17 protein-coding genes are annotated in these 17,172 nt (G+C 68.7%); 7 read left to right on the forward strand and 10 right to left on the reverse strand.

Features of this window, described 5'->3' with window-relative positions; translation table 11 throughout:
* Positions 1 to 271: 271 nt before the first annotated feature.
* Entirely contained in the window at positions 272 to 1,921 is a 1,650-nt protein-coding gene (locus tag AABM41_00785) for an NAD(P)/FAD-dependent oxidoreductase (protein ID MEK6190840.1), read from the forward strand.
* A gap of 4 nt (positions 1,922 to 1,925) precedes the next feature.
* Here AABM41_00785 and AABM41_00790 read toward each other — a convergent pair whose 3' ends face one another.
* Genes AABM41_00790 through AABM41_00805 form a run of 4 tightly spaced genes read right to left on the reverse strand, consistent with a single transcriptional unit; the run spans position 1,926 to position 5,082 of the window.
* A complete protein-coding gene (locus AABM41_00790) occupies positions 1,926 to 2,195 on the reverse strand; it encodes a DUF6510 family protein (protein ID MEK6190841.1) in 270 nt (89 codons plus the stop codon).
* Positions 2,196 to 2,204: 9 nt separating this feature from the next.
* Positions 2,205 to 2,945 carry a ferredoxin reductase gene (locus AABM41_00795; GenBank protein MEK6190842.1) on the reverse strand — a complete coding sequence of 247 codons (741 nt, stop codon included), beginning with the start codon at positions 2,943 to 2,945 and terminating at the stop codon, positions 2,205 to 2,207.
* 15 nt (positions 2,946 to 2,960) lie between these two features.
* Positions 2,961 to 3,584 carry a sulfite oxidase-like oxidoreductase gene (locus AABM41_00800; protein MEK6190843.1) on the reverse strand — a complete coding sequence of 208 codons (624 nt, stop codon included), beginning with the start codon at positions 3,582 to 3,584 and terminating at the stop codon, positions 2,961 to 2,963.
* 22 nt (positions 3,585 to 3,606) lie between these two features.
* Positions 3,607 to 5,082: a serine/threonine-protein kinase gene (locus tag AABM41_00805; GenBank protein ID MEK6190844.1), complete on the reverse strand. Its 1,476-nt coding sequence runs from the start codon at positions 5,080 to 5,082 to the stop codon at positions 3,607 to 3,609.
* A gap of 68 nt (positions 5,083 to 5,150) precedes the next feature.
* On the opposite strand from AABM41_00805, the gene AABM41_00810 reads away from it, so the two are divergent.
* Complete coding sequence (locus tag AABM41_00810; protein ID MEK6190845.1) at positions 5,151 to 5,426, forward strand: hypothetical protein; 276 nt, start codon at positions 5,151 to 5,153, stop codon at positions 5,424 to 5,426.
* Positions 5,423 to 7,060 (forward strand): amidohydrolase, encoded by a 1,638-nt coding sequence (locus AABM41_00815; GenBank protein MEK6190846.1) that lies wholly within the window; start codon positions 5,423 to 5,425, stop codon positions 7,058 to 7,060. The genes AABM41_00810 and AABM41_00815 overlap by 4 nt, the downstream gene beginning before the upstream one ends.
* Positions 7,061 to 7,067: 7 nt before the next feature.
* On the opposite strand, the gene AABM41_00820 is transcribed toward AABM41_00815, so the two are convergent.
* The 4 genes from AABM41_00820 to AABM41_00835 form a co-directional block, all read right to left on the reverse strand.
* On the reverse strand, positions 7,068 to 9,659 hold the full coding sequence (locus AABM41_00820) for a S8 family serine peptidase (protein ID MEK6190847.1): 2,592 nt from the start codon (positions 9,657 to 9,659) through the stop codon (positions 7,068 to 7,070).
* A gap of 130 nt (positions 9,660 to 9,789) precedes the next feature.
* Positions 9,790 to 10,932: a cation:proton antiporter gene (locus AABM41_00825; GenBank protein ID MEK6190848.1), complete on the reverse strand. Its 1,143-nt coding sequence runs from the start codon at positions 10,930 to 10,932 to the stop codon at positions 9,790 to 9,792.
* 15 nt (positions 10,933 to 10,947) lie between these two features.
* A complete protein-coding gene (locus tag AABM41_00830) occupies positions 10,948 to 11,610 on the reverse strand; it encodes a class I SAM-dependent methyltransferase (protein MEK6190849.1) in 663 nt (220 codons plus the stop codon).
* Between the two features lie 9 nt (positions 11,611 to 11,619).
* Entirely contained in the window at positions 11,620 to 12,792 is a 1,173-nt protein-coding gene (locus tag AABM41_00835; GenBank protein ID MEK6190850.1) for a hypothetical protein, read from the reverse strand.
* A gap of 128 nt (positions 12,793 to 12,920) precedes the next feature.
* On the opposite strand from AABM41_00835, the gene AABM41_00840 reads away from it, so the two are divergent.
* From AABM41_00840 to AABM41_00850, 3 genes are all read left to right on the forward strand, one after another.
* Positions 12,921 to 13,349 (forward strand): DUF1761 domain-containing protein, encoded by a 429-nt coding sequence (locus AABM41_00840; protein ID MEK6190851.1) that lies wholly within the window; start codon positions 12,921 to 12,923, stop codon positions 13,347 to 13,349.
* A gap of 708 nt (positions 13,350 to 14,057) precedes the next feature.
* A complete protein-coding gene (locus AABM41_00845; protein ID MEK6190852.1) occupies positions 14,058 to 14,960 on the forward strand; it encodes a hypothetical protein in 903 nt (300 codons plus the stop codon).
* Positions 14,961 to 14,970: 10 nt separating this feature from the next.
* Positions 14,971 to 15,363 (forward strand): hypothetical protein, encoded by a 393-nt coding sequence (locus tag AABM41_00850; protein MEK6190853.1) that lies wholly within the window; start codon positions 14,971 to 14,973, stop codon positions 15,361 to 15,363.
* 8 nt (positions 15,364 to 15,371) lie between these two features.
* On the opposite strand, the gene AABM41_00855 is transcribed toward AABM41_00850, so the two are convergent.
* Both AABM41_00855 and AABM41_00860 read right to left on the reverse strand, forming a co-directional pair.
* Complete coding sequence (locus AABM41_00855) at positions 15,372 to 16,262, reverse strand: lyase (protein ID MEK6190854.1); 891 nt, start codon at positions 16,260 to 16,262, stop codon at positions 15,372 to 15,374.
* Between the two features lie 13 nt (positions 16,263 to 16,275).
* A complete protein-coding gene (locus AABM41_00860) occupies positions 16,276 to 16,401 on the reverse strand; it encodes a hypothetical protein (GenBank protein MEK6190855.1) in 126 nt (41 codons plus the stop codon).
* Positions 16,402 to 16,516: 115 nt separating this feature from the next.
* On the opposite strand from AABM41_00860, the gene AABM41_00865 reads away from it, so the two are divergent.
* Positions 16,517 to 17,167, forward strand: a complete 651-nt coding sequence (locus tag AABM41_00865) for a hypothetical protein (protein ID MEK6190856.1) — start codon at positions 16,517 to 16,519, stop codon at positions 17,165 to 17,167.
* The last annotated feature ends 5 nt before the right edge of the window (positions 17,168 to 17,172 follow it).

Below are 17,172 nucleotides of genomic sequence, written 5' to 3' on the forward strand. Positions count from 1 at the left end.
GGCTTCTTGGCCGCAGGCTTCTTGGCCGCAGGCTTCTTGGCCGCAGGCTTCTTGGCCGCAGGCTTCTTGGTGGCCACGCTCATTCCTCCATTGGGCGTCCCGATCCTGGCGTCGGGATCTCGCGACCGATTGTAGGGCCGAGGTCAGGTCCAGCGGGGAGCTTCAGGCGCATTACTCCATCGGCTCATCTTTGCGGCGCGCGGCCTTGAGTTGGGCGCCGGGTTGGGCCTAGACTCGGAGGATCAAGCAGGCACCAGAAGGAAGGTCACACGTGGCCCGGACACCCCTCATGCGCGCGCTGCAGCAGATGGCCGCCGATCACGCCGAGGCCGAGCGACGAGGCGTGGATGTCCACCGGATCCGCGAGGAGCGGCTCACCGCGGGCGAACCACAGCGCGACCGGCTGACGCGCCGGGAGTTCCTCACTGGCAGCGCGGCCCTGGGCGCGGCTGCCATGTTCGGTGGGCGCCTCCTGTTTCCCACCCGGACGAGAGCGGCAAGCCCGCGGATCGCAATCGTCGGAGGCGGCATCGCCGGCCTGACCGCCGCGCTCACCCTGGCCGACAAGGGCCTCTCCTCCACCGTCTACGAGTCGTCGACGGAGCGGGTGGGCGGGCGGATGTTCACCGATCACAGCGGCTACTGGGACGCCGGCCAGATCACCGAGTGGGGCGGCGAGCTGATCGACACCGGCCATAAGACGGTCCGGTTCCTCGCCCAGCGGTTCAGGCTGAAGCTCGTCGACCTCGTCCGCGCTGAGCCAAACGGATCCGAGCCGACTTACTTCTTCGATGGCTCCTACTACCCGAAGGCGCAGGCTGATCGGGACTTCCAGCCCGTGCACCGGGCGCTTTCGAGGGACACCTGGGCGGCGAGCTACCCCACGACCTTCGAGATCAACACGCCGGAGGGGGTCGTCCTCGACAACATGAGTGTCTACGACTGGATCGATTCGCGCGTCCCGGGCGGTCACGGCTCGCCGTTGGGACGGCTCCTCGACGTGGCGTATGACATCGAGTTCGGGGCCCCCACCACCGACCAGTCCTCGCTCAACCTCATCTACCTGCTCGGGTACAACGCGTCACCGGGCAACTTCGCGCTCTTTGGCGGGAGCGACGAGCGCTACCACATCCTTGCCGGCAACCAGAGCCTACCGGATGCAATCCGCGGCGCCCTCCCGCCGGACGCGGTTCAGATGGGCTGGCGGATGACTTCGATCGCCCAGGGCGGCGGGGCGTATGCCGTGGATTTCGAGACGCCCCTGGGACCGCAGACCGTGACAGCCGACCACGTCATCCTCGCCTTCCACTTCGGCGTCCTGCGGACTCTGAACTACAGCGGCGCCGGCTTCGACGCGCTGAAGGTGCAGGCCATCGAAGAGCTGGGCCTGGGCCACAACGGGAAACTCAACGTCCAGTTCACCGACCGCTTGTGGAACACCGACGGTCCGTGGCCTGCGATCAGCAACGGGGAGTCGTACGCGGACACCGGCTACCAGAACACGTGGGACGTCACGCGCGGCCAACCGGAGGCTCCCGGCATCCTGGTCAACTACACCGGCGGCAACGTGACCGATGCGATCGCCGCCGCGGGACCGTACACGCGCGCGTCGGAGAGCGCGCAGGTGATCACGGCGACGCAGACGTTCCTTGGTCAGCTCGAGCCGGTGTACCCCGGCATCGGCAGCCGCTGGAATGGGCGCGCGTCGTTGTCGCTCCCCCACCTCGACCCGAACTACAACTGCTCGTACTCGTACTGGCGGGTGGGTCAGTACCACACCATCGCCGGCTACGAGGGGGTCCGCCAGGGCAACATCCATTTCGCGGGCGAGCACACATCGGTCGATTTCCAGGGCTGGATGGAAGGCGGCGCGATCACTGGCGTACGTGCCGCGAATGAGGTCTTGGCCGACCTGAAGTAGCCGGCTAGCTCCCGAAGAACCGCAGCTCCGCCGCGCCGCGGAGGTCGATCCGCGCTCCGGACGGGGCGAGCACGTAGCGCATCACGATCCCGTGGCACGTCGAGCAGCGCAGCACGGTGCCTGGGCCGTGAACGTAGGCGAGCAGGGTGGCCATCGGCCCCCGATGACCGCAATGTGCGCAGCGGTGCACGACCACCGTCAGGTCGATCCCGAACAGCTCCTCGAGGTCGCCCGCGACCGCGTTCGCGTCCAGGACCAGGCGTTCGTCGATCATGGCAGCACCTCAGCTCGTGGGCCCGAAGCGCTCGGTCCGGATTCGGCCCGGATCCACTCCAAGCTCGACCAGGCCGTTGGCGGCCGCCTCTACCAGGAGGGTCGGCCCGCAGATGTAGGTCAGCGGCTGGGAACCGAGGCCGTCCAGCGCCTCCTCCAGCATCGGTCTATCGATGCGCCGTGCGAATCCGGTCCAACCGGGAGGCTGGGCACGGGTCAGGGTGTGGAGGATCCGGAGCCGGTCGTCGGTCGTCGCCAAGCGGTCGAGCTCCTCGCGATAGATGACGTCGTCCCAGTTTCGTGAGCTGTACAGAAGCGTCGCGGAGGCGGCCACGTCGGCCGCAGCTCGTTCCCGCAGGATGGCCATCAGGGGCACGACCCCCGACCCGCCTGCGATCAGCAAGAGTGGACCCCCGAACGCAGGCTCCCAGACGAAATAGCCCCCGATCGGCCCCCGCACCTCGACCTCGTCCCCGGTGACGAGGACGTCGTGAAAGTACGGGGAGACCTCACCCTCAGCGATGCGCTCGACCGTCAGGTCGACGCGGCCATCGGGTCCCGGGGCGGAGGCGATGGAGTAGCTGCGCTGGGCCTGGTAGCCGTCCGGGGCGCTGAGTCGGACGTCGACGTGCTGCCCCGGGCGATGGGTCCGCCACTCCGGCACGAGCAGCGAGAAGGACTTCACCTCGGAGGTCTCATCGCGGATCTGGGCGACCGTGGCGATCTTCCATTCCAGCAGTTGCGACGGCATCGGTACGGATCGGGTTCAGTCGCCGGAGTAGCGCTCTTCGCGCCATGGGTCCCCCCGGTTGTGGTAGCCAAGGGACTCCCAGAAGCCCGGTTCGTCCTCCTCGATCAGCCGCAGTCCGCGGACCCACTTCGCGCTCTTCCAGAAGTACAGGTGCGGCACGACGAGCCGGGCCGGGCCGCCGTGCGCCGGCTCGAGCGGGGCGCTGTCGTACTGATACGCGACGAAGGCCTGGTTGTTGACGACATCGGTAAGGGGCAGGTTGGTCGTGTAGCCCCCGAACGAGTGAGCGGTGACGAATTGCGCCCGCGGGTCAAGCTCCACGGCCGCCAGCAGATCGTCGACGCTCACCCCATGCCAGCGCGTGTCGAGCTTGGTCCATTTGGTGACGCAGCTGATGTCAACCGTCCAGTCGCGCGCGGGCAGGGCAAGGAACTGCTCCCAGCTCCAGCGAACCGGCGCCCGCACCAGGCCCTCAATCGTGAACGCCCACTGGCCGAGTGGGATCTGTGGCGTGGGACCGGCGGACAGGACCGGGAAGCCGTCGGTGAGGTATTGGCCGGGTGGGATGCGCCCGGCGCGGTCGGCGTCCGTGTCCCGTGGGCGGCCGAGAAATCCGCGGGAGACGAAGCGGCCCGTCACGCGCCGAGTCTAGTCCCTGGCGCTACCGAGCCGCAGCCGCCTCGATCTCGTCCACGGCGTCCTGGAGGCGTGCCGCCATGTCCGAACCGATGCGCTCGTCCTGCTCGAACTCGTCGATCGCGCGGCGAATGTTGCGGAAGGCGCGATTGACGTCGCCCCCGGTGCCATCCTCCACCTCTTTGGCAACATCATCGGCGAGCTCATCGAGGTCGTGGGCGGCCTCGGATTCGATCAGACCCTCCTCCTCGCCGCTCTCCACCAGGTCCTTGAACGCATCGATCGCTTCGGAGAACGTGAGCGGGGCGGGCACGGGCGTCGGGGATGGACTGGCCGTAGGGGATGGGGATGGAGATGGCGATGGAGATGGGGTAGCGGACGCGGTTGGGGAAGGGCTGGACCCCGGCCCATCCGGAACCGTGACGGTCGCCAACAGCAGCACCAGCGCGACGAAGATCCCCAGCGCCGCGAGCACGACCGCCGTCGTCGGTGGCACGCTGCGTGGCCGCCTCGCTTCCCGGGCACCAGGTCCCGAACCGGCGGGCGCGGACGGGATCGGGGCTGCCTCGGGGGCGGCCGGAACAGGCAGGACGGGAGGTATGACCGGAAGGGGGATAGCCGGAAGGGTCGGCTCGTCGGGTGCGCTGTCGACGGCCCCTGGGGCCGCATCGGTCTCCAGCCAACGTCGCAATTGGGCGGCCAGCGCTCCCGCGGACGACGGACGACCATCCGGATCCGGGTCGAGGGTGGGGCGCACGATCTCCGATAGCGACGGCGGGGCGCCCTCGATCACCATCGGAGGCGTGCGCTGCGCCTCTGCCAGGGCGACCGGCGAGCTCACTTGATAGGGAGGCTGTCCGGTCAGCATCTCGGTCAGCAGGACGCCGACCGCATAGACGTCGGCCGGCGGTCCGGCCGGCTCGCCCCGCAGCTGCTCGGGGGCCAGATATCGCAGCGTGCCGGCAATCGTGCCGACATCGGTCAGCCGTTGGGCCTCGTCCGCCAGCAGGCGAGCGATCCCGAAATCCGCCAGGCGCGCTTCGCCATCCCCGCCGAGCAGCACGTTCGCAGCCTTGACGTCCCTGTGCACCACGCCGCGTTCGTGCGCGTGGGCCAGTGCCTCAGCGACCTCGGCCGCAATCCGCACCGCGGCCCGCGCCGGCAGGGCGCCCTCGCGCTTGAGCCGTTCGGCCAATGATTCGCCCTCGACCAGCTCGAGGATCACGGCCGCCGACGCCTCTTCGTCGATCGCCACGTCGTAGACGGCCACGATGCCGGGATGCGAAAGGGAGGCCGCGGCCCGCGCCTCCTGGATGAGGCGAGTGCGGGTGGTGGGATCGGCCAGCAGGTGGTGGTGGAGCACTTTGACGGCCACCGGACGCTCCAGAACCGTATCCCGTCCCCGCCAAACCTCCGCACTGCCGCCAGTCGCGAGCCGCTGTTCGAGGACGTATCGCTCAGCGAGGGATTCCGGGAGGCGTGGCGGCTCGGGCGCGGTCACCCGCACATGCTACGAGACCGGGACACTACCGCCGGTTCGAGGAGAGATGTCGCTGGTACTCTCACGCCATGAAGGGAGATCGGGTCGAGGCCGTGGTCGACACCGGCCAGGGCACGCAGACCTTCGTGATCGAGGCCACTCGCGCCGGCCGTCGCCTGGAAGTGGCCACCAGCCGGGGCGTGGTCGAGGTCAGCGAGGTGACCCGATCCGGGACGCCGGTGCGCACCGGCCGCTTCATGGCCAGCCGCTTGATTGCGTTGGTCGAGTTCCCGGCCCACGAGGGGAAAGAGTCGCAGGTCGAGGTCTCCACCCGCCGCCGGATCACGACCGTCGGCGAGGAGTGACCCAACCCGCCGACCTGGTGCTGGTCGGCGCGCGCGTCGAACCCATCGCTTCCCGATCCCAGGTCGCGGATGCGGTCGCGGTGAGCGCGGGGCGCATCAGCGCCGTCGGGACCGCCGCGGACGTGGAGGGGCTGGTCGGCCCGGAGACGCGCCTCATCCGCCTCCACGGGGAGACGCTGCTCCCCGGATTCCAGGACGCGCACGTCCACCCGGTGTACGGCGGTCTGACCCTGCGCAGCTGCAACCTCCACGGCCTTCCCGACCAGGATGCCTACCTGGCGGCCCTCGCCGCCTACGCCGGCGGGCACCCCGAGCTGGAGTGGCTGACCGGGGGCGGATGGACCTATGGTCCCTTTCCCGGCGGCATTCCGCGCCGGGAGACGCTGGATCGAGTGGTCGGCGACCGGCCGGTTTTCCTGACCGCATACGACGGACATTCGGCGTGGGTCAACACCCGGGCCCTGGAGCTGGCCGGTATCACGGCCGAGACCGCAGACCTCGAGTACGGCCGCATTGAGCGCGACCCCAACGGGACGCCGGTGGGGCTCCTGTCCGAGACGGCCCAGGGGTTGGTCGAACGCCTCGTCCCGGAGCCAACCCACGCTGAGCTGGTGGAATCCCTCCTTCACAGCCAGCGGCACCTCCATTCACTCGGCATCACCGCCTGGCACGACCCGGGCGTCAACCCCGAATGGCTGCCCGCCTATCGCGACCTGGCGGAGTCCGGCCGTCTCACCGCACGGGTGGTGGCCGCCCAGCAGTGGTGGCCGTGGGGCGAGGCCAAGGAGCCCGATCCCCTGCCCCGGCTGTTGGCGCAGCGCGAGGCGCTGCGCATCGGTTCATTGCGAGCGGACGTCGTGAAGTTCTGGCTGGACGGGGTGTTCGAGAGCGGGACCGCCGTCGTCCTCGAGCCATACCTGGGGACCGATGGAGCGGCCACTGATAATCGCGGGATCCCGAACTACGGCGTCGAGGAGCTCAACGCGGCGGTCATCGAGCTCGAGCGCCACGGGTTTGACAGCCACTTCCACGCCATCGGAGACGGGGCGGTCCGCCAGGCGCTGGACGCCGTGGCCGCCGCGCGGGCGACCAACGGCCCGCGAGACGTCCGGCACTCGATCGCCCATATCGAGCTGATCCATGCCGACGACATCGGCCGCTTCGCGGCGCTTGACGTGGCCGCCAACATGCAGCCCTTCTGGGCGACCTACGACCAGGACACACGCGAGATCCTGATGCCGCGGCTGGGCGCTGAGCGGGTCGGGGCCCGATATGCGTTCGCTGATCTCCACCGGTCAGGGGCCCGACTGGCGGGCGGCAGCGACTGGACGGTGACCACTGCCAATCCCCTGGAGGAAATCGAGGTCGCCATCCGACGGATCGACCCCAGCCAGCGCGATGCCGATCCTTTCCTTCCGGACCAGCGGCTGGACCTGGACACCGCGTTGGCGGCCTTCACCATCGGTTCGGCGTGGGTGAACCGATTGGAAACCGATACCGGGACGATCGAGGTGGGCAAGCTGGCTGACCTGGTCGTCCTCGACCGCGATCTGCGAGCCATCCCGGATGGGCGAACGGCGGACGCGAAGGTGGTGACCACCTTCGTCGCGGGGGCTGTCGTCTTCGGAGCCTAGAACCGGGCTACGGCGTGAAGGTCACCGCCAGGACGGCCATGTTGGTGACCTTGGCCGAGGTCCAGCTCATGGTCACCATCGGCGCGCCAGCCTCCTCGGACCCCGCGCCGCGGAGGTTCTCGAGGCTCTTCGTGGTGTTCGTGTCCCAATGCTCGGTTTGGCCCGCCCCGGCGGTGTAGGACGTCGTGCTGTTATTGCCGTATAGGACGTCAAGGACCACGCCGCCCGTCTGGGACGCCACGTTGACGCTGATGGAGGTGCTGTTGGTCGCGGCGCCGACCGGAGTCCCCACCGTCCCTGCACCGGCCAGGGCGTGGACGCCCATGACGCGCTTGGCGTTGGCACTCAGGACGTGATTCACGCTGGATCCGCTTACCGTGGGAGTCGGGTTGGCGAGTGTCCAGACTTCGACCGATCCGCCGGCGGGAGCGGTCTGGCGGCCGACGAACATCATCGCCTGGTCCTGGGCGGGGTTGCCCGCGTTGGGCCGCCACGTAACGGAGGTGAGCTGGGTCGACGTCGAGCTGATGCTGACCATGGCCACCAGGCGGTTGCTGCCCGCCGGCAGGGTGAAGGCGACCGAGCCGGTCCTGCTGGAGGCGGAGGCGAAGTTGCTGACCGTGCCGCCGGTGCGGGTCACCGGGGCGCTGGCCAGGGGCGTGGCCGACTGCTCGTTCGAGCGCGGGCCGGGGCCGACGCTGTTGACCGCGGCCACCTGGTAGAAGTAGGCCGTGCCGTTGGTGACGGTCGTATCGGTGAAGCTCGCCACGTTGCCGACCGTGGTCAGCAGCACCTCGGACCCGCTGGTCTCCCCGCGCCAGACCTCGTAGTTGGTGACCAGGCTGCCGCCGTCACTGGCGGGTGGGGTCCAGGCCAGAGCCACGCTCGCGTTGCCGCCGGTCGCGCTGGTCAGGTTCGGGGCGCTGGGCACCACTGGGACCGGGGCCTGCGGCGTGGCCGACTGCTCGTTCGAGCGCGGGCCGGGGCCGACGCTGTTGACCGCGGCCACCTGGTAGAAGTAGGCCGTGCCGTTGGTGACGGTCGTATCGGTGAAGCTCGCCACGTTGCCGACCGTGGTCAGCAGCACCTCGGACCCGCTGGTCTCCCCGCGCCAGACCTCGTAGTTGGTGACCAGGCTGCCGCCGTCACTGGCGGGTGGGGTCCAGGCCAGAGCCACGCTCGCGTTGCCGCCGGTCGCGCTGGTCAGGTTCGGGGCGCTGGGCACCACTGGGACCGGTGGTCCGCCACCGACGGCCTGGGCGGCTCGGAGGGCGTTGACCAGCGGTTCGGGGATCCCATCCGGGTCGTCGACCCAGGTGCCCTGCCCGCTGCAGGAGGCATCGACGCCGGACACGGAACCGTTGGGGCATTCGCCGGACTGGCGGAGCAGGGTGAGGACGGCGCCGGGACTCGGTGTCGGCGACAACGCCGCCATCAGCGCGGCCACTCCGCTGACGTGCGGCGTGGCCATGCTCGTCCCGCTATTGGTGGAGTACCCACCGCCGGCGTACGTCGAGTAGACACTGACGCCGGGGGCCATGACGTCGACCGACGCGCCATAGTTGCTGAAGAACGCGAAGGTGTCGTCGCAGTCGAACCAGCCCAGGTCGGGAACCAGGCCACATCCCGCCAGGCCACCGGGGGCGGCGTCGAAGTCCGCGAGCGCGGAAACGCCGATGACCTCGCTGAACGCGGCCGGCACGAAGCTGCCCGCATTGACAGCTGAGTTGCCGGCGCCGGCGACCATGGTGATCCCCGCCGCGTAGGCGTTGCAGACGGCCGTGTGGAGCGCATCGGTGACGCAGTCACCCCACGCTCGCTGCTCGCCAAAGCTCATGTTGAGGACGTCGACGTCGTTCGACGGGTCCCCATCCGCGTTCAGAGACAGGACGTGCTCGAATCCACACAGGACCAGGGACTCGCTCGAGTTGCCCGCATCGTCGAACACCTTGACGGCCACCAGGCGGGCTTCGGGCGCCACGCCCACGACGCCGACCCCGTTGAGCGGCGCGGCGGCCGTCCCGGCCACGTGGGTGCCATGCCCATACCCGTCATTCGGAGGCAGCGCAGGCGCCACGCAGTTCTTGCCCAGACCCTGGTCGATGGCGTTGACCAGGTCGGGGTGGTCGAGGTCGATGCCGGTGTCCATGATGGCGATCCGCGCGCCGTTGCCTCGGAAACCCAGGTGGAAGGCGCTACTGGATGGGGTGTCGTTGTCGAACGCCGAGATGCGCTCGATCCCGTTCGGAAGGGACTCGGTCAGGAACACGTCGTGATCCGGCGTGACCGACGCCACGTGCGGGTTGTTCCGCAGCGCCTCGGCGGCCTTTGCGGAGCCACGGAACTGGAAGCCGTGGAACGCATAGTGGTAGACGTGGCCCACGTGCCCGCCAGCCCCCCGGGCCAGGGAGTTGGCGTGACCAGCCGGGCTCCAGCCCGGATCCAGGGTCACGATCCACGAATCATGAGACGGGCCGCCGCCCGCCGCATGCGTCGCATCGCCGGGCCCGGAGCCGGCCACGGCAAGCGGCACCAGGGGACCGGCCAGCAGGGCCAGCCCCACCAGCGCGACGGAAAGAGTCCTGATGAATCTGCGCATATCTGGAGTGGGCCATTGTGCGACCCACGCAGCCCAAAAAGAAGGGGGCGGTGCTGCAAGGCACCAGAACATCGGAGCACCGCGGGTAGTGCTTTCGCCGCGGACCAACGCCGGGTCGGCCGCTCAGGAGCTATGCGGAGGCCGGGCGAGTGACGTACCGAACGGCGACCGTGGAGACCGCGATACTGAGCGCGACGGCAGCCAGGATGGCGGTGTACAGGATGGGGTCGATCACACCCGCCGCCAGCCCGACTGAGGCGAGTACGAAGCTGAACTCGCCGATCTGGCCCAGGCCGACGGCCAGTTGGCCCGCGTGCGCGTCGAGGCTCAGAACGCGTGCCAGGACGTAGATCACGGCCATCTTGCCGAAGATCAGCAGCCCCAGGACGGCCGCCAGCCAGGGCAGGGCCTCCGGTAGTCGGGCTGGGTCGATCAGGCTGCCGACCGCCACGAAGAACAGGATGGCAAACAGGTCGCGGAAGGGGAGGATCCGCCGCCGCGCCTCGGCCGCCTCGTGGCTCTCGCTGATGGCCAGCCCGCCGATGAAAGCGGCCAGGGCCATGGGGATCTGGAACACCAGGCCCCCCACGCCCGCGATCGCCAGCCCTGCCCCGACGGTCACGACCAGGAACAGGTCCTTGTCGGAGTGCACCACCCGCAGGACGCGCGGCAGGATCCAGGCTGTGAGCAAGGCAAGGCCGATGAACGCCGCCAGGCCGAAGACCGTCAGATACCAGGGCCGGCTGTCAGCGCCGATGGCCGCCACCAGGATCCCGGTCAGGATGATCCCGGTCACGTCTTGGAGAATGGACCACCCGACCAACGCCAATTCGGTGGGTGGATCGGTCGTTCGCCGCCGGCTGCGCGTGATGTTGATGACGACCACGCTCGACGAGAAGGCGACCGCCAGCCCCAGGACCGCGCCGGCCAGCAGGCCGATCCCGGTCACGAGCCCGATCCCGATCCCGGCCAGGGCAGTGATCCCCATCTGGAGGGGGGCCGCCCACACGAGCGCCCGCTGCTCACGGCGCAGGGTGAAGACGTCGATCTCGATCCCGACCTCGAATAGGAGCAGGATGACCCCGATGTCGGCGAGCAGGTACAGCTGTCCGGGGTCGGCCACGAATCCCGGCGTGAAGCCCGACACGGCCAGGCCGACGGCCAGGTAGCCGACGACCGCAGGCAGGTGGACCCGTCGCGCCGCCCAACCGGCGGCAGCAGCGGCCAGCAGGAGCGCGCCGATCTCCAGGATGGTGGGGGCGGTGAGCTCCACTCGGCCGCCCCGCAGCTACCGCTTGCGGGCCAGCGTCAGGCCGTCGGCGATTGGCACCATGGAAAGGCTGACACGCTCGTCGGTGGCGAGGATGCGGTTCAGCTCCCGGATGCCACGCACCGAGACGTTGTCGACCTCGGGCTGAGCGACTTCGCCGCCCCAGAACACGTTGTCGATGGCCATCAGCCCGCCGCGCCGAAGCAGGGTCAGGATGCGGTCGGCATAGGCGGGGTAGTTGTCCTTGTCCGCGTCCAGAAAGGCGAAGTCGAACGTCTCGGCTTGCCCTTCGGCCACCATCGCGTCCAGGGTGTCCAGGGCGGATCCCAGCCGCAGCTCGATCTTGTCGGCCACGCCCGCCTGGGTCCAGTAGCGGCGGGCGACATCGGTCCATTCGCGGCTGAGGTCGATGCACACGAGCCGGCCGTCAGCCGGCAGGGCCAAGGCCACGCTGAGCGACGAGTACCCGGTGAAGGTGCCCACCTCCAGACAACGACGGGCGCCGGTGAGCTCCACCAGGAGCGCCATCAGCGCGCCCTGCTCGGGGGCAATCTGCATGTCGTGCTCCGGCATGGCGGCCGTCTCGGCACGCAGCTGGCGGAGGAGATCCGGCTCTCGCACGCCCACGTCGAGCAGATAGGCGTGGAGCTCTTCCGGCAGGCCCAGGGTGGCGTTCGACACGGTCGGTGCTCAGCCCCCGGTGAGGGGCTCGGTGGGCGTTGCGACCTGCGCTCCCCACGACGGGGCAGCGGGTGGATGTCGCCGCTGCCAGGCCTCGGCCGCCGCCACGGTCATGGCCCCCAGGCCCAAGACGATGACGCACAGCTTGACGATGCCCCCGATCTCGGGCAGCGAGGTCGCTGCCACCACGATCAGCGCCCCAACGACCAGGAGGAAAAGCTCCTGCCATCGGCTGTGCGCCCAGCCGCGCGCCACCAGCTGGGCCAGGGCCAGGCCGACCACCGCATCCACGACGAACGAGGCGGCGACCACCAGGGCGAGGGTGCTGATCATCAGGTCGACGATCCCGGCCCAGATGGCGATCCCGGCCAGCCCATCCAGCGAGATCGATCCCAGGGCGACCGCGACCAGGATCATGAGGAGGATGACGGCGATGAACTGGATGATGTAGCCGACCAGGATGCCGATCCCCATCCCGACCGACGCCAGCGGGCGACGGCGGAGCGCGCCCTCCGAGGCACGGAGTGCGCCGGGGATGAGCCACAGCCCCACGGCGCCGAACAGGACGACGGTGAGCAGCTGGCGGAGGGCGTCGCCCGCGATTCGGACCGGTTCCGACGGCGCCGGTTCAGACGGCTCGGCGCCGGTTTCAAGGGTCACGTTCTCGCTGCCAACCACCGATCCAGTACGCGAATACGTCGTGGCACTGCCGTAGACACTTCCGTTGACAACGCCGGCGACCCGGACGTCACCCGCCCCGAAGATCAGGTCTTCCCCCACGCGCCCGTCGTCACCGATATCAATCTGGCCCGCTCCGGCCAGCAGGTCCTCCCCCACCAGGCCGGTAATGGTGATCTGGCCGGCGCCTACCCGAAGGTCGCCATCGACCACGCCGTTGACGTGCAGCTGCCCCGTGCCGGCCACCACGTCGCCTTCCACCAGGCCGTTGATGGTCACCGAGCCCGAGGCCACGACGAGGTCACCTTCGACCGTCCCGTCCACGATGACGTCCCCACCGAACACGTACAGGTCGTGCGGCACCACCTCGCCCGCGTCCACGGTCAAACTATCGCCGGTGCGCAGCTTGTCCGCGACGTCGCCACCGGCCAAAGCAACGCCGACGCCGGCCACGATCAGGGCTAACACGCCAAGAGCGGCAATCCGAACGCTTCGCGCCAGCATCAGGTCGTCACGACATGCCGATCGTACCCGGTTGGAAGGCCTCTCCTCCAACTGGTCCGCGGCCCGCCCGCGGACTACCCTGCACCAGTCGGTGTTGTAGGGGCGATGGAAACGATCGGGAGGGTGTCGTGAGCCTGGACATGATTGGCCAACTCAACTGGCTGGCGGTCATCGTGGGGGCCGTCATCTATTTCGTGCTGGGGGCCATCTGGTATGCCCCGCCCCTGCTGGGCCGAGCGTGGCAGCGTTCGATTGGGTGGGATCCGGAGGCGACGCCTCCCCAGGTCAAGATCACGACCTACGCGATCCCGCTGCTGGCGTACCTCGTGATGGCCGTGGCCACCGGCATGCTGGCCGCAGCCACGGGTTCCGACACGCTGGAGAGCGGGATCGTGCTTGGTCTGGTTGTGGGCATCGGATACGCGTTCGCGCGGACCGCCGTGGATGCCACCTTCACGCCCAATCTTCCCCAGCCATGGCTGTGGTTGGCGATCACCGGTACCTATCACCTGGTGGGGGCAGTCATCATGGCGGTGGTCGTGTCGGTCTGGGTTTGAGGGCCCCGGAACAGTCGACCTGGACCCCGACCTCGAACGTCGCGGCATGCCCGTCGCCGTCCTCGGTGACGGTGAGCAGGGTCTGCCCTCCGGACTGGTTGTAGATCGCGTCGCTGGCATCCGGCACGTCGGGTGATCCTTTCGACGCATACGGGTCGCGGGGGTAGACCGCGGCCGACTGGGCGGGTCACGCTAGCCCGCTAGCGGCATAATCCGTGCCGACGAGCTCCATTCGGTCCTATGCCGACGGCGGAGAGGTGTGCCTCCATGGGGTGGGGAGTCAGTCGGGCGATTGCGACCGCGGCGGTGGCCGCGGCGGTGGTGATAGCCGGATGCACGTCCTCGCCAAGTCAGGAAGGACCTTCCCCTTCTGTCTCTGAAACCGCCGCGAGTCCGACGCCAACCATCCCGTTAGGTGCCGCATTCGTGCGATTTGACTTGCATGTTCGCGCGGATCCCGCTCAGCCCCCGTTCGCGGTCATCGAGCCGTACAACCCGTACAACCAACTTGGTGTGCCCGTGTACGTTTGGCAGGGTCCCATTCCGCATGCGGGGAGCGATTGGTATCGGATCCAGTTCTCCTACATGGGTAGTTGGCCGGTGGCTGACGCGCAATCCATCTTCGGCTGGGTGTCAGGTGTGGAAGCCGCCACGGCATTGGTCCCGGCGCCGGCTGGCTGTCCGACGGATACGCTCGGCCTTACCTCCGTGTCGGACGAGATGCGCCTCGAATGCGCTGGTTCGACAGAGCTCACCTTGGCCGGCGAAATCTTCATTCAGGCCTCGGGTCCACCGCCCTATGTCGGTGAGCCAAACTGGCTTGCCGGAAAGACCTATTTCAGCCTCGGCGGGCAGGCGGGCTGGCTCCCAATCCATCTTCGGCACGACGAGCGCCTCTGGCGTCTCGCGACCAGCCTGGACGTCCGCGGCGGGGCAGAGGTTCAAGTCGTTGGCCATTTCGACGATCAAGCCGCCGGCGGCTGCACGTTGGAGCCGCGACTCGAAGGCTTCGTCGCGATGTCAACCGCCGAGCAGGAGCAGTGGTGCCGCCAGCGTTTCGTGGTGAGCGACATCGTCATCGTGGGAGAGCCGAGATGGTCGCCGGAGCCTGGCTGGCTTCCTCCGCCGGGGCTCCAGCCGTCCGGCGGTGATGGTTGGAGGATGCTGGCCTCTGCTAACTCGCCTCAAATCGCAATCGTGCCGGGAGACGCCGTGGACGTCGCCTTGAATCAGCAGAGCTACGAGATCCTGTGGTGGGGAATGGGATTGCCCGGCGAACCAGCTCTGATTGATTTCAATCAGGAGATCGTCGTTCGGTTCATCACGGGCGTGAGCGGCACCTGCCCGGAGATCGTCTTCGACGGCATCGGCGTGGCCCCCAGTGACCACGTGGTGTACGGGATGTTCTCGTATCCTGGCCCATTCCCCACGCCTCCGCCCGGCGTCACGTACGGCTGCACGACGGACTGGCACCCGCACGGCTTCCTGGTGGCCGTCTCGAGGGACGCGCTCCCGGGCAATCAGTTCACCTTAAGGCTGAGGAGAGACCCAATCTCGGTGGGGGAAGGCGGAACCGGCCTCGAAGAACTCGAGGTAACGCTGGACGACTAATTGGGCGGAAATGCCGATCGAGCAGCTCGACTTCATCTACATGCCCAGCACCGACGTCGCCGAGGACGTTCGCTACTTCACCGAGGTGTTGGGCGGGAGCCTGGTGTTCGCGGTCGAGGGAATGGGGACCCGGGTGGCCATGGTGGAGCTGGGCGACAAGTCGCCGCGGCTCCTGCTGGCGGGCCATCTCCACGGGGAGCGGCCAGTCCTCGTGTATCGGGTTCCCAGCCTGTCAGAGGCCCTCGAGGAGATGGAGGCGCGGGGCTGGCAGCGGGAAGGGACGTTCGAGATCCCCCACGGTCCGGTGTGCTCGTTTACGACGCCCGGCGGCCACCGCCTCGCGGTCTATGAGCTGACCCGCCCAGAAGCCGAGGAGCACTTCGCGGGCCGCCGCGACTTCTAGCCAGGCCGTCAGTAGCCGAAGCGCACCACCACCAGCTGGTCGGCGGCAGACTCTGCGCCCCATACCTCGCCCGGCCGGCCAAGGAGCTGGCGCACGTTCGCCGGCTGGCTCTGGAGCGGGAACGATTGGAACGTTTCGGTCTCGGGGTTGAAGCGGACGATGGCGTTGGCGCCGAAATCGGTCAGCCAGACCGCATCGGTCTCGTCGACGTACACCGCGTACGCCTGCGGCGCAGCCCCGGGCAGGGGCCACTCCTGCCACGCGCCGGTTGAGGGGTCGTAGACGGCGACCTGGCCGACAAACCATTCCGCCACCCAAATGCGCCCTCGCGAGTCCGACCAGGCCCGTCGCGCCCCCGCGCCCGCAGTTGGGGGATCCAGGACCGTGACGGCCCCGGTCGTCGTGTCGACCGCACCCAGGTAGCTTCCCGCCAGCGAGCTGTAGTAGATGTCCCCGGACGGCGTGGCCGTGATCCCATACGGCCCCGTCCCCTCCGGAGCGGCAAAGACCTCTATCGCGCCGCTCGCCGGGTCCAGGCGACCGTAGAAGCCGGCCTGACCCGTGAACCACAGGACCCCGTCGCCGTCGAAAGCAGCCGTGTTCAGGTTGGCTCCCGGCGTCGAGCCCGGCAGTCGGTAGATGGCAACCGCCAAGGTCTCCGGGTCGACGCGGACGATGGCGTTCAGCCCGCTGTCCGTGACCCACGGCGCCCCGTCGGGGCCGACGATCACGCCGTGCGGGGCCGAACCCGGCCCCAGCGCCAACTCGCGCACGTCGCCGGAGTCCGGGTCCAGCCAGCCAAGCTCGCCGCTGTGCTGGGCCGTGTACCAGACCCCGCCGTCGGCGGCGGGGGCGACGTCATGCGGCGCCGATCCTGCGGGGACCGGATAGGTCGTCACCGTGAACCTCAGCTCACCTACCGGCGTCGCGGATGGGCTGGACGTCGCCGCCGGACTCGGGGTGGGGACCGATGCGGAGGCCGAGCTGCCCGGCGTGGGCGACCCGGTCCCGGCCGTGCATGCCACGAGCGCGAGGCATGCGACGAGGCAGGACCAGGAAATACGCTTCATGACCTGCATAGGGTATTTCAGAGGCCACTCGCCAAGGACATCATGACCTTCGCGTCCACGTCAGAGTTGGTAGCGTTACCGGGGTGACGATGCGCACGCAGTCTCCCAGCCGCCTCTCTAAAGCTGCAGCCCTGGTGGCAGTCCTGATTGCGGCAGCGTGCACCTCTCCGGCCGGAGCGCCCCTGGACCAGCCGGACTGGCCCGCCCCCAACGATCCCTTGGCGCGAGCCGAAGCCGCGGGCCTGACCCCCGAGGCCGACGAGTTCCTCATTACCCACACCCATGCCCATCTCGACGTCTTCGTGGACGGCGAGCGGGTGGAGATCCCGGCCGCTATCGGGATAGACCTCAACGGCACCGGGATCGAGCCGGAACTCATGGACGACGAGGTCAACACCGCGTACTTCCTGACCAGTCTGTGTGACAGTCCATGCCTGTCGCCGCTGCACACCCATGACCCGTTTGGAGTAATCCACACCGAATCCAAGGTGGCCAACGCGCCCAGCTTCACGCTGGGTCAGTTCTTCACCGAGTGGGGAGTTCGGCTGGACGCCAGCTGCCTCGGGGAGTACTGCGCTCCCGACGTCCCCATCCAGGTCTACCTCGACGGCAAGCCGTTTCGAGGGGATGACCCATCGGAGATTGAGCTCACCAGCCACCTCGTGATTGCGATCGCGATCGGCTCCGCGCCCGGACTCATTCCGGAGACCTGGCAATGGGGCGACGAGCCGTGATCGAG

The organism is Chloroflexota bacterium, assembly GCA_038040195.1.
Lineage (GTDB): Bacteria > Chloroflexota > Limnocylindria > QHBO01 > QHBO01 > DASTEQ01.